Here is a 12,805-nt window from a genome sequence, read left to right on the forward strand (position 1 = left end):
CGGGCGGGGAGGGCTGACCCTGCCTGCCGCCTGATATATAATCCGCCGATTTCCCGGCAGCAACGCACAAGGCACTGATGGAGCTTATTCGCGGCATTCACAATATCAAGCCCCGTCACCGGGGTTGCGTATTGACCATAGGCAACTTTGATGGGGTTCATCAGGGACACCATGCTGTGCTGGCTCGGCTGCAGGAAAAAGCCGCCGAGCTGGGCCTTCCCGCCTGCGTCATGCTGTTCGAACCCCAGCCCCTCGAGCTGTTTGCCGGGGCCGATGCCCCCGCTCGTCTCAGCCGCTGGCGTGAGAAGTACGAGGCACTCAGGGGAATGCGGATCGATCGCATGCTCTGCGTGCACTTCACCCACCGTTTCGCCGAACAGACGGCCAACACCTTCATCGAGCAGCTGTTGGTGGAGAAACTCGGCGTGCACTATCTGGTGGTGGGGGATGATTTTCGCTTCGGTCGCGGCCGGGAAGGGGACTTCCACCTGCTGGAGGAGGCGGGGCGCCGCTTTGGTTTCGAGGTGATCAGCACCCAGAGTTTCCAGATCGAACGCCAGCGGATCAGCAGCACGCTAGTGCGCGAGGCCCTGAAATCGGGCCGGATGGCGGAGGTGGAGCTGATGCTCGGCCGCCCTTACGCCATCAGCGGCCGGGTCGCCCACGGCGACAAGCTGGGCCGTACCATAGGTTTTCCCACTGCCAATCTGGCCCTCAAGCGGCAGGTGATCCCGGTCGGTGGCGTGTTCGCGGTGGAAGTGTTATGTTCCGGCAAGACCTTCCCCGGCGTTGCCAACGTGGGCGTGCGGCCGACCTTGAGCGGCACACAAGCAAGATTGGAAGTACATCTATTTGATTTTTCTGGTGATCTATATGGTCAGCAGGTCAAGGTGCTGCTTCGCCACAAGCTGCGCGAAGAGCAGAAATTTGCCTCTTTCACCGCCTTGAAAGAGCAGATCGAACGAGATGCCCTGGCGGCCCGAGCCTGGTTCGGGCTGCCACCATTCAATTTACCCAGCACTCTTTTAGCAAAGAAGGGAACCCAGGACTGATGAGCGACTATAAACACACCCTGAATCTGCCGGAAACCGAGTTTCCGATGCGTGGCGATCTGGCCAAGCGCGAACCCAACATGCTGAAACGTTGGTACGATCAGGATCTTTACGGCGCCATTCGCCGCGCCAAAGCGGGCAAGCCTTCTTTCATTCTGCATGATGGTCCTCCCTACGCGAACGGCAGCATTCACATCGGTCACTCGGTCAACAAGATCCTCAAAGACATCATCATCAAGTCCAAGGGCCTCTCCGGTTTCGACTCCCCCTATGTGCCGGGCTGGGATTGCCACGGTCTGCCCATCGAGCTTAAGGTCGAGGGGCTCGTCGGCAAGCCAGGTGTGAAGGTCTCCGCCGCCGAATTCCGCGCCGAGTGCCGCAAATACGCCAAGACCCAGATCGAAGCGCAGAAGACCGACTTCATCCGTCTAGGTGTGCTGGGTGACTGGGAACATCCCTACCTGACCATGGACTTTGGCACCGAAGCGAACATCATCCGCTCCATGGCCAAGATCGTCGAGAATGGCCACCTGCACAAGGGCTCCAAGCCGGTGCACTGGTGTACCGACTGCGGCTCCGCCCTGGCCGAAGCCGAAGTGGAGTACTACGACAAGAACTCCCCCTCCATCGACGTGCGCTTCAAGGCCACCGATGAGGCGGCTGTGGCCGCCAAGTTTGATTGCCCCGAAGGTCATACCGGCCGTGGCCCGCTCTCTGCCGTGATCTGGACCACCACCCCCTGGACCTTGCCGGCTAACCGCGCCATCGCCATGCACGCCGACCTGGACTATGCCCTGGTGCAGGTGGAAGGGGAGAACCCCGAGCGCCTGATCCTGGCCGCCGAGCTGGTCAAGGACGTGATGGATCGCGCCGGCATCGAGAAGTACCACAACCTGGGTTATGCCAAGGGTGCGGCCCTCGAGCTGCTGCGCTTCAACCACCCCTTCTACCATTTCGACGTGCCCGTTGTACTGGGTGATCACGTCACCCTGGATGCCGGTACCGGCGCCGTGCACACAGCGCCTGGTCACGGTCAGGAAGACTTCGTGGTCGGCCAGAAGTACGGTCTGGAAGTGGCCAACCCGGTGGGCAGCAACGGTGTCTATCTGCCGGATACCGAACTCTTTGCCGGTCAGCACGTGTTCAAGGCCAATGCGGCCGTGGTCGAGGTGTTGACCGAGCGCGGCGCCCTGCTGCATCACAAGGTGTTCAACCACTCCTATCCGCATTGCTGGCGTCACAAGACCCCGATCATCTTCCGTGCCACCCCCCAGTGGTTCATCAGCATGGAGCAGAAGGGTCTGCGCAAGCGCGCGCTGGAAGAGATCGAGCGCATCGAGAAAGACGGCATCGCTCAGCAGGGTCAGAGTGGCTGGGTTCCTGCCTGGGGCAAGAACCGCATTCAGGCCATGGTCGAGAACCGCCCGGACTGGTGCATCTCCCGTCAGCGTACCTGGGGCGTGCCCATCTCCCTGTTCGTCCACAAAGAGACCCAGCAGCTGCACCCGGAATCCGTGCGCCTGATGGAAGAGGTTGCCAAGCTGGTTGAACAGAAAGGCATCCAGGCCTGGTGGGATCTGGACAAGGCCGATCTGCTCGGCGCAGATGCCGACAACTACGACAAGGTACCGGATACCCTGGACGTCTGGTTCGACTCAGGCTCCACCCACTCCTCAGTGGTCGATGCCCGTCCCGAGTTCAACGGCAACCCGGCCGACATGTATCTAGAAGGCTCCGACCAGCACCGTGGCTGGTTCATGTCGTCCCTGATGATCGGCGTGGCCATGAAAGACAAGGCTCCCTACAACCAGGTACTGACTCACGGCTTCACCGTGGATGGTCAGGGCCGCAAGATGTCCAAGTCCATCGGCAACGTGGTCAGCCCACAGGACGTGATGAACAAGCTGGGCGCCGACATCCTGCGTCTGTGGGTCGCGAGCACCGACTACACCGGCGAGATGACCGTCTCCGACGAGATCCTCAAGCGCAGTGCCGACGCCTATCGTCGCATTCGCAACACGGCCCGCTTCCTGCTGGCGAACCTGAACGGCTTCAATCCGGCGACCGACATGGTGGCGTCTGCCGACATGGTGGTGGTGGATCGTTGGGCCGTGGGCCGTGCCAAGGCCGTGCAGGCCGAGATCGTGACCGCGTTCAATGAGTACAACTTCCACGGCGTGACCCAGAAGCTGATGCAGTTCTGCTCCATCGAGATGGGCTCCTTCTATCTGGATGTCATCAAGGACAGGCAGTACACCGCCAAGGCTGACAGCCTGGCCCGTCGCTCCTGCCAGACTGCGCTGTATCACATCGCCGAGGCCATGGTGCGCTGGATGGCGCCGATCATGAGCTTCACCGCCGACGAGATCTGGGCCCTGTTGCCGGGTGAGCGCGGCGAGTTCGTGTTCACCGAGGAGTGGTACGACGGCCTGTTCGGGCTGGAAGCGGGTGAGCAGATGAGCGATGCCTTCTGGGCCGAGATCCTGGAAGTCCGTGGCGAGGTGAACAAGGCGCTGGAAGCGGCTCGTGGCGAGAAGCGCATCGGCGGCTCCCTGCAGGCCGAGTTGACCCTGTTCGCCAAACCTGAGCTGGCTGCCCGCCTGAACGCCCTGGCCGATGAGCTGCGCTTCGTGCTGCTTACCTCCAAAGCCAAGGTGGTTGTCGCCGACGCCGCGCCGGAAGGCGCCGTCGCGACCGAGCGCGACGGCCTGTGGCTGAACGTAGCTCAGTCTGCCGCCGCCAAGTGCGACCGCTGCTGGCACCATGTGGAAGACGTGGGCACCATTGCCGGTCACGAAGAGATCTGTGGCCGCTGCGTCACCAACGTCGAGGGTGACGGCGAAACGCGTCAATTTGCCTGATGAACATGATTCAAGACACTCAAAAAACCGGCCTGCGTTGGCTGTGGCTAGCAGTGCTGGCCTTCGTACTGGACCAGGCGAGCAAGCTCGCCGTGGTCAAGTTGCTGCCGTTTGGCTACCCGGGGGTGGAGATCACCCCCTTCTTTAACTTGGTACACGTCTACAACAAGGGCGCGGCGTTCAGCTTCCTGGCCGATCAGGGGGGCTGGCAGCGTTGGTTCTTCGCGGTGTTGGCGTTTGCCATCTGCGGTTTGCTGATCCACTGGTTGCGCAAGCAGCCGGTCACCCAGCGCTGGAGTGGCATCGCCTATTCGCTCATCATCGGCGGGGCCCTTGGCAACGTGTTCGATCGATTGGTGCTGGGCCATGTGGTCGATTTCCTCGACTTCTACTGGCAGCGTTCCCACTGGCCGGCGTTCAACCTGGCGGACAGCTTCATCTTCATCGGCGCCGCCATGATAGTGCTGGAAGGTTTTCGCAGTGAGAAGAAGAAGGAAGAGACAGCATGAGCCAGATCATCGGCGCTGACAGCAGCGTGTTGTTTCACTTTTCCATCAAGCTGGAAGATGGCTCTGTCGCCGATAGCACGGCGCTGCACGGCAAGCCGGCCCGCCTGCGGATGGGGGATGGCAGCCTGACCGACACCTTCGAGCAGTGTTTGCTGGGGCTGCAGCAGGGGGAAGCCAAGAGCTTCACCCTGACGCCGGAGCAGGCCTTTGGCCTCTCCAACCCCGACAACATCTACCATCTGGACAGAGCCAAGTTCGGCGCCGATATGGAACCCAGGGTCGGTACCATCATGGTCTTCGATCAGCCCAATGGTAGCGAGCTGCCCGGCATCATACGGGCGGTGGAAGGCATGTCGGTGACCGTCGATTTCAACCACCCCCTGGCCGGTCACACCGTCACCTTCGAGGTGGAGATCCTGGGTGTCGATGTCGAGGAGAAGGTGCACTGATGGATATCCTGCTGGCTAATCCCCGTGGCTTTTGCGCCGGCGTCGACCGTGCTATCAGCATCGTCGAGAGTGCGCTGGAGAAATTTGGTGCGCCCATCTATGTGCGCCATGAGGTGGTGCATAACCGCTACGTGGTAAACAAGCTGAAAGAGGCGGGCGCCGTGTTCGTCGAGGAGCTGGACGAGGTGCCGGACGACAGCATCGTCATCTTCTCCGCCCACGGTGTCGCCAAGTCGGTGCGCGAGATGGCGAAATCCCGTGCCCTCAAGGTGTTCGATGCTACCTGCCCCTTGGTGACCAAGGTGCATATGGAAGTCCATCGCGCCAGCCGCAAGGGCTCCGAAGCAGTGCTCATCGGCCATGCCGGCCACCCCGAGGTGATCGGCACCATGGGACAGTACGAGAACCGCGAAGGGGGCATGTATCTGGTGGAGACGCCGGAGGACGTGGCCAAACTCCGGGTGAAGAATCCGGACGACCTCTGCTTCGTCACCCAGACCACCTTAAGCGTGGATGAGACCTCGGATGTCATCGACGCCCTGCGCAAGCACTTCCCCAGGATCCAGGGGCCGCGCAAGGACGACATCTGCTACGCCACCCAGAACCGTCAGGATGCGGTGCGGGAGATGGCGGGGTTGGTGGATGCCATGCTGGTGGTCGGTTCACGCAACTCCTCCAACTCAAACCGTCTACGGGAGCTGGCCGAGAAGGTGGGAGCTCGCGCTTATCTTATCGACGATGCCTCCATGATCGAACCCAGTTGGCTGGCTGGGGTCGAGCGCATCGGTGTGACGGCGGGCGCCTCCGCCCCCGACATCCTGGTGCAGAACGTCATCGTCCGTCTGCGCGAGTTGGGAGGAAAGATAGTGACAGAGCACCCAGGTCGTGAAGAGAACGTGGTGTTCGAGGTACCGCCCGAGCTTAGAATTATTTGAATGTGGCCAGGATGGCCTAAGAATAAAGAGTGATGTTTCTGATGCCGGATTTGTCGTTGCGACCTATCCGGCATTAGACTGTCAGGACTACCAGTCACCAAGGATGGGATATGATTGGGCTCTATCGAGGCTTTTCTCTTATTGAATTGATGATTGTCGTCGTAATCGTGGCGATCCTTGGTGCTATTGCCTATCCCTCCTATCAACGTTATCTACTAACCAGCCATCGTGTTGAAGCCAAAAAAATGCTGTTGGATGCTGCCAATAGACAAGAGACCTATTATATGGACTTCAATCGGTATACCTCTTCTGCGGTTGCGCTGAACGTTGCCACTCACTCCGATTCCAACTATTACAATTTGGTTATTTCTGCTGGGACTAATACCTTCACTTTGTCGGCAACCGCCTCCGGTGCGCAGGGTTTCGATAGAGATTGCGTCACTTTCTCCGTCGATCAGAACGGAGCCCGCACTGCCACCCGGTTTGGTAATACCGCCAACAACGCCTGCTGGGATTAGTCAATGAAACAGCATCGCCGTGTTAGTCAGACTGGATTTAGCCTGCTGGAAGTAATGATAGCTGCGGTGGTGCTCTCCTTTGGCTTGCTTGGCTTGGTGGCTATGCAGGCGACGGCCAAGTTTTCCAGTTATGAAGCGCGCCAGCGCACCATTGCCAGCTGGCTAGCCAATGATCTGGTGGAGCGCGCTCGGATCAACAAAGACAGCTGGTCTGCCCAGGGAACCACTGTCGTATCCGGTAACGCAATATTACGTATGCCGAACTGCGCCAACATCGATGGCACTATGTCGGGTTGTAGCCGGAGTGATCGACAAGTGCTCGATCTTTACTATTGGCAACGCTCCCTGCTGGGAACTGCCGTCTCCGGCTCGGCCTCTTCTCTGCAAGCCCCCACTGGGTGTGTGATCAGGGGGGGCAATAACAGCCTGACGGTAGGGATATTCTGGCGTGGCCGTCAGTCCCTGTCCGATGGTAGCGGTGCCGTCACGGCTGTACGTAACAGTTGTGGTCTGAACAACGCAGCCGATCGGCAGAGGCGTCAGTTCGTACTGACGACTACCCTATGAATGCCCGTGGCTTCACCCTGATCGAATGGTTGATCGCCATGCTGATAGGCGTATTTCTGGTCGGTGGTGGCTTGAGCGTCTTTGTGGCATCCCGTGCGACCACAGAGGATGCGTTCGATCAGAGTGAGTTGCAGGAGAACGGTCGCATCGCCATGCGCATGCTGACTCAAGATCTAAAATGGGCGGGTTTCTGGGGTGACTACACAGGTTCTCCGATGGCAACGGGTCTAGGAGTGACCTTGAGCAGCGGATCTACGGTAGCTAGCTCAGCTGACTGCTTGGACAATCTGGGGCGGGGTAGCTTGCCACCCAGTGTGGGGACAAACAGAGCGCTCTGGGTAACCCGGATTGATAACAACAAGCTTATTGCCGCAAGTGCTTTCGCCTGCATTCCCGTCGCTTCGCGCATTGCCAACACCGACGTCATCAGCATCAAGCGGCTGATGGGCCGCCCTCTCACCGATGCAAATGCCTCTGGAAACCGCTTCTATCTTGCCACGACAACCCAGGCCGCTCAGATGTTCAAAGGGGGAGAGACTATACCGAGTGTGGCGACTATGCCTGCGCGCCAACTATGGGAATATCAACATGTTATTTATTATATTTCTCCTAATGCAACAACGAATAGCCCCGAACTGAGAAAGCGATATCTGACGGCCAATGGTGGTTCAGTCCTGATTGGTGGTGCCATGGCGGAAGGCATTGAACGGCTGAACGTATTATTTGGAGTGGACGATAGTTCGGTACCTGATGGTGTAGTCGATCGCTACGTCGCCACCAATAATGTCACCGAGCAGGAGTGGAGTGAAGGGCGCGTCGTTGCTGCCAGGGTCTTCGTGCTCGTGCGTTCATTGCAAGCATCAGGTCGTTATGCAAATAACAATACTTATCAGGTTGGTGATATATCAGTTGCAGGCAATGGTGATGGTTTTCGCAGGTTGTTATTGGAAACCAGCGTATCACTGCGTAATCCGGCAGTGATTACCGGGGGAGGCTCATGAGAACTCAGCGCGGCGTGGCCCTGATAGTAGCCTTGATCATTCTGGTACCACTGACGCTTATTGCCGTGGTGGTGATGCAATCATCGGGACAGGATCTCAAGATGGCAGGTTCAGCAGCCAATTTCCGGCAGGCAGAGCATCGACTCGAGGGAATCATGGAAGCGGCCATACAGAGCAACAATTTCTCGACACTCATCGCCAATATGGGGGCCAGTGCAGCGATCAATGTCAATAGCAGCAATGCCTCTGCAGCCGTAGCCCTCACGAATCGTACCGAGACTATTTGCAAGCGCAAGGTTGATGCCAGCAGCAATAATGTGATTCCGGTTTGTAAATATGTTGAGCTGCAGGCGAATGTAAACTATGGAAAATATTCCCGGCCCTTGAATTGGACTGCGGGTGTAGAACAACCACTGCTCACCAAATAGGAGCGAAGGATATGTGGTTACGTCAACTTGGGATGATACTCAGCTGGTTCAGTATGGTACTGGCTGCGACTATGGTAAGAGCCGATGATACCGAGCTTTTTATCTATGATTTCAATAAAGCTGGGGATTTTAGACCCAAGGTACTGCTGATTTTTGATAATTCAGGCAGTATGGCTGACACTATGGAGCAGATTAAAGAAGTCTATAATCCTGCAACCACCTATCCTGCATTAAGTAATGATCCTGACTCTGGAAATAGTAAGAAATATATCTATTTTTCTACTGATGGTAGTATTCCAGCCATAAACAGCACCAAACGCTTCTCCGATAAATTGAATGCCTGCGCCACTTCAAAAACACCGCTGTCAAATATTGGTTATTTTCAATCTCAGGTATGGAGCTATGAGGTCAATAATGGTACGCCTCCTGGTAGAGGTCGTGGCGCTTGGTACTCTATCAGTGGATATCAAGAAAGCAATATCAATCTAATTGATTGTAAGCAGGATGTGGCGGCCGCCAACCCGGCAAACCCGTATACTGGAACATGGACAGTAGGTACCGGATACCCTGTTGATAAAACCAGTAATAACCAAGGGATATGGTTTTATACTGCGGCGACAAAGGACTCTGTCAATGCAAGCAATACGGCTGTAACCCTCTACTCTGCTAACTATATTCGCTGGTACTATGGCCCGACAGGTTATTCTGTACAGTCGAGATTGCGCATTGCCAAAGATGCTGTGAAAGGTCTGATATCATCGACGCCTGGCGTTGATTTTGGTTTGGCTGTTTTCAATCGGAATGATAGTAACAGCAATAATGGTGGCCGCATTGTTCGGGACGTATTGGGCAGCGAAATAACCTTGGCGAACGGAAAAACTGGGGAGCAAGATTTGCTTGATAGAGTAGAGGCTCTGACGGCAAGCACCAATACTCCGCTCTGCGAGACACTGAGAGAAGCTTATCAATTTTTTGGTGGTAAGGCCGTTGTGTATGGTTTGCAAGGTAGCCCAAGAGATACGACTGCTGAAAATCCGAGTGGCACTTATGAAGCCCCCTATGATAACTGTTCAAACAATGGCTATGTCATCTATATAACAGATGGTGAGCCAACTCAGGACACGTCATCTGATACCTTTGTTCAGGGGCTGGTCAATACGCTGTCAACTGATGAAAAAGCGGCATATGGTTCAACCGTGTCGTATGGTTCCGGAAATAATAGAGCAAACAGCTATTTGGCTGCCCTTGCTGGTTATATGAAGCATAAGGACGTCAATTCTGTTTCCCCCGGTACTCAGACAGTTACCACTTTCACGGTCGGCTTTGGTGATGAAGCCATCAGTGGTGCAGGGAATTTACTGGCCGAGACGGCTCGTCGTGGTGGTGGTGTATATTATCCAGCCACTAATTCCTCTGCATTAACTGATGCATTAAAGTCTTCTTTGCTCGCTATTCTCAGAATAAATACCTCTCTGGTTTCTCCGGCGATTGCCAGCAATAACTTCGACCGTACGCGGAGCCTCAACAATATTTACTATGCCATGTTTGAACCGGATGATGGCCCGAGGTGGCGAGGCAACCTGAAGAAATTAATGTTCTCCCCGAAGGGTTATGTTGTCGATAGCCGCAACCTGCCTGCCATCAAGTTTGATGGGACCATACTCGACAGTGCCCAAACATTCTGGTCATCAACCAGAGATGGTAACAAGGTTGCTGAAGGTGGTGCGCAGGATATGCTGGCGACAAAGAGCAACCGCAACTTGTATGTCGTCAACAATGGACAAAGCCGGCTTGATACGCTGACGAAAGCCAACTTAGTGGCCCAGGCTGGCACTGAAGCTGCACTCATGACTTGGATGAAGGCCAGTGACACGACTGAGCTCGATCAGTTGGTAAACTGGACCAAAGGAGTTGACGTCGATGATGAAGATTTCGATACCTCAACTCTGATCCGCAGCCATATCATGGGAGATCCCTTGCACTCCCGCCCACTGGTACTGAATTACGGCCCCCAATCCGGCAATATGACAGACGCACCGGATCTGCGGATCCTGTTTGGAACCAATGCTGGTTTCCTACATATGTTCAAGGACATGGGGAACACAGTAGATGAGAGCTGGGCTGCTATCCCCTACGAATTTTTGGCCAACCAGAAGGCACTACGTGCCAACGCCGAATCAGCAGAGCATATTTATGGCGTTGACTCCTCTCCCGTGGCACTCATCAAGGACGCCAATCGTAACGGTATATTGAAAGCTTCTGAAAGTGACTTCGTCTGGGTATTTACTGGCTTGAGAAGCGGTGGGAAGGCCTATTATGCCTTTGATATATCGAGCCCGAATATCCCGACACTGAAATGGCGTTTGAATTCGCAGACAACGGGCTTCAACGAGCTGGGATTGACTTGGTCAGTACCTGAGATCGCGTTTGTCCCAGGGGTAACGGATCCGGTTTTGATTTTCACCGGAGGTTATGACCCGAACAAGAATGCTCTGGGAGTAGGGGCAACTGACAGCATGGGGCGGGGTATTTATATAGTGAATGCTGCGACTGGGGCACTCCTGTTCAGTGCAAGCCCTGCGGCTACCTCGACCACCAACCTGCAAGTAACTGGCATGGTGGATAGCATGCCTGGTTCGGTGGCGACCCTGGATAGCGATGGTGATGACAAGACGGACCGTATCTACGTAGGGGATACGGGGGGAAATATATGGCGGATGGATCTTCCTTCTGCCACAACATCTGACTGGAAGGTATTCAAGTTTGCCAGCTTGGGGTCGGATACAACCCAAGCAGATGATCGCCGCTTCTTTACTCAGCCCATAGTGGTTCGTACCATCAACAAGCAAGTGACGGCAACGGTTGTCGGGGGAAATACGACCTACTCCTATCAGGATCGACCCTTCGATGCGGTGTTGATAGGCAGTGGTGATCGCAATCGCCCCTCGTCCGAATCAACCGTCCATAACGGCTACTTTATGTTGCGTGACTATGATGTCATGCCTCGCACGTCAACTTCGCCTACCAGGTCAGCTATCCAAGTATCGGAACTATACGATGTGACCAATGACCCCTTGTCGGCACAGACGACCAGTGCTGGCATTCTGTCAACCAAGGCGGGTATTACCAGTGCAAAGGGCTGGGTCAACTGGTTGAACGAAGAGGGTGAGAAGTCGCTGGGAGCGGGCGTAGTGTTACAGGGCAAACTCTACTTCACCTCCTTCCTGCCACAGGTGCAGTCATTCCAGCAGTGCACCATTCAGTCCATTGGGGCGGCACGCCAATACATGGTGGATATGCACTATGGCAGCTCCTTCCGTTACGTGGTTGATCTGGATGGTAATGAAACACCAGAACGCTATGTGGAGGTTCAAAACAAGGTGGCGGATGACCTGGTTGTACATGCGGGTGATGATGCAAAAATCCGCATCATAGGCGGAGGTGCTGGGGAGGAAGTGATTCTCAAAGACGATGGTAGTGGTGAACCTGAACGCTGCACCGGTGGTGGTGAATGTGCTCAGGGGGCGGAAGAGGCCGATATGGACATGTCACCCAAGAAAATCTACCTGTATGAAGGAGAGGCGCAATGAAACCGCTGAAGATGATGTTGGGCCTGAGTCTTTTATTATCAGGCCCTGTGCTGGCGGATGACATTAAGTGCTATGTGGAACTGGCTAACGGGCAGAAAGTCGTACTGCATGGCACAGTGACGGATAGCAGCCAGAAGGCAGTACAGGAGAAGTTCAAGCAGCGAGGCTACGAGGTCAATGGTGTAGTACAACCGGTACTCAAGTTGCTGGAGTGCCTGCCATCGGGAGACAAGTTTCAGTCAAAAGAGGGACAGCAACAGGATGCTAGTCAGTTGCGATAGTAGACAAGACTCATCAAGGGCAGGTATTGGCCTGAGTGGACTGGGTGGCGCGTCCCGATGGGGCAATGACCAAATTGACCTGAGCGTTGCCTGGGCTGCAGAGACTGAGGGTGGCATTGGTGACCAAGCTGGTGCCATCCGGGCTGAAGGTGGTGGAAGTCCGGTTGTTGGTGGCGGTCAACGCTCTCGGGAATGCCGGGCTTCTTGCTAGAAACTGTTCGCCATTATTGAGTACATCATTGCCATCACTATCGACGAAGATCAAGACTTGGGTCGGATTGGCCGTGACGCAGTTATCGCTGGCATTAGCCAGGCAGGTGGTCACGGATTGCTGGTTGTCGACGGCCTGGCTGCGAGCGAAACGCAAGTATTTCAAGACTGAGCGGGATTCAAACTGCAGGGTATTTTCATTGAGCAGTCTCGACATGGCGGGTGCCCCTATTCCGAGCAAGATGACTCCCAGGCTGACGGCAATCATCAGCTCAAGCAGGGTGAATCCTTTCACATCCTTGATCATGGCTATCTCTCCTTCGATTAGTTACATCTTATCTCCTGGCGGCCAGAACTCCAGCGCAAAGCCCAAGTGTTGAGCTGGCACAGCCAGCGCCTTTTCT

12 protein-coding genes are annotated in these 12,805 nt (G+C 55.7%); 11 read left to right on the forward strand and 1 reads right to left on the reverse strand.

The genetic code is table 11. From position 1 onward, the window contains the following. Nucleotides 1–77 precede the first annotated feature (77 nt). The 11 genes from ribF (at nt 78) to BN1124_RS15445 (ending at nt 12,191) form a co-directional block, all read left to right on the forward strand. Nucleotides 78–1,052 carry a bifunctional riboflavin kinase/FAD synthetase gene (gene ribF / locus BN1124_RS15395; RefSeq protein ID WP_042643316.1) on the forward strand — a complete coding sequence of 325 codons (975 nt, stop codon included), beginning with the start codon at nt 78–80 and terminating at the stop codon, nt 1,050–1,052. Next, entirely contained in the window at nt 1,052–3,913 is a 2,862-nt protein-coding gene (ileS, locus tag BN1124_RS15400; protein WP_042643317.1) for an isoleucine--tRNA ligase, read from the forward strand. Before ribF ends, ileS begins: the two co-directional genes overlap by 1 nt. Then, complete coding sequence (lspA, locus tag BN1124_RS15405) at nt 3,913–4,422, forward strand: signal peptidase II (RefSeq protein ID WP_042643318.1); 510 nt, start codon at nt 3,913–3,915, stop codon at nt 4,420–4,422. Before ileS ends, lspA begins: the two co-directional genes overlap by 1 nt. Further along, nucleotides 4,419–4,871 (forward strand): FKBP-type peptidyl-prolyl cis-trans isomerase, encoded by a 453-nt coding sequence (gene fkpB / locus BN1124_RS15410; protein WP_042643319.1) that lies wholly within the window; start codon nt 4,419–4,421, stop codon nt 4,869–4,871. Before lspA ends, fkpB begins: the two co-directional genes overlap by 4 nt. Further along, nucleotides 4,871–5,806, forward strand: coding sequence for a 4-hydroxy-3-methylbut-2-enyl diphosphate reductase (gene ispH / locus BN1124_RS15415; RefSeq protein ID WP_042643320.1), 936 nt, complete (start codon nt 4,871–4,873; stop codon nt 5,804–5,806). Before fkpB ends, ispH begins: the two co-directional genes overlap by 1 nt. Before the next feature lie 110 nt (nt 5,807–5,916). Beyond that, the gene (gene tppA / locus BN1124_RS15420) at nt 5,917–6,324 is read left to right on the forward strand and encodes a type IVa pilus pseudopilin TppA (RefSeq protein WP_042643321.1); all 408 of its coding nucleotides are present in this window, start codon (nt 5,917–5,919) and stop codon (nt 6,322–6,324) included. A gap of 3 nt (nt 6,325–6,327) precedes the next feature. After that, nucleotides 6,328–6,891, forward strand: coding sequence for a type IV pilus modification protein PilV (gene pilV, locus BN1124_RS15425; protein WP_042643322.1), 564 nt, complete (start codon nt 6,328–6,330; stop codon nt 6,889–6,891). Next, entirely contained in the window at nt 6,888–7,892 is a 1,005-nt protein-coding gene (locus tag BN1124_RS15430; RefSeq protein ID WP_082041653.1) for a PilW family protein, read from the forward strand. Before pilV ends, BN1124_RS15430 begins: the two co-directional genes overlap by 4 nt. After that, complete coding sequence (tppD, locus tag BN1124_RS15435; protein ID WP_042643323.1) at nt 7,889–8,320, forward strand: type IVa pilus pseudopilin TppD; 432 nt, start codon at nt 7,889–7,891, stop codon at nt 8,318–8,320. The genes BN1124_RS15430 and tppD overlap by 4 nt, the downstream gene beginning before the upstream one ends. A gap of 11 nt (nt 8,321–8,331) precedes the next feature. After that, nucleotides 8,332–11,910, forward strand: coding sequence for a pilus assembly protein (locus BN1124_RS15440; RefSeq protein WP_156128394.1), 3,579 nt, complete (start codon nt 8,332–8,334; stop codon nt 11,908–11,910). Beyond that, the gene (locus BN1124_RS15445; RefSeq protein WP_048822966.1) at nt 11,907–12,191 is read left to right on the forward strand and encodes a TapY2 family type IVa secretion system protein; all 285 of its coding nucleotides are present in this window, start codon (nt 11,907–11,909) and stop codon (nt 12,189–12,191) included. Before BN1124_RS15440 ends, BN1124_RS15445 begins: the two co-directional genes overlap by 4 nt. Nucleotides 12,192–12,204: 13 nt before the next feature. Here BN1124_RS15445 and BN1124_RS15450 read toward each other — a convergent pair whose 3' ends face one another. Beyond that, nucleotides 12,205–12,708, reverse strand: a complete 504-nt coding sequence (locus tag BN1124_RS15450; protein WP_042643324.1) for a GspH/FimT family pseudopilin — start codon at nt 12,706–12,708, stop codon at nt 12,205–12,207. Nucleotides 12,709–12,805: the final 97 nt, after the last annotated feature.

This window comes from Aeromonas eucrenophila (genome assembly GCF_000819865.1).
In the GTDB taxonomy this organism is placed as follows: domain Bacteria; phylum Pseudomonadota; class Gammaproteobacteria; order Enterobacterales; family Aeromonadaceae; genus Aeromonas; species Aeromonas eucrenophila.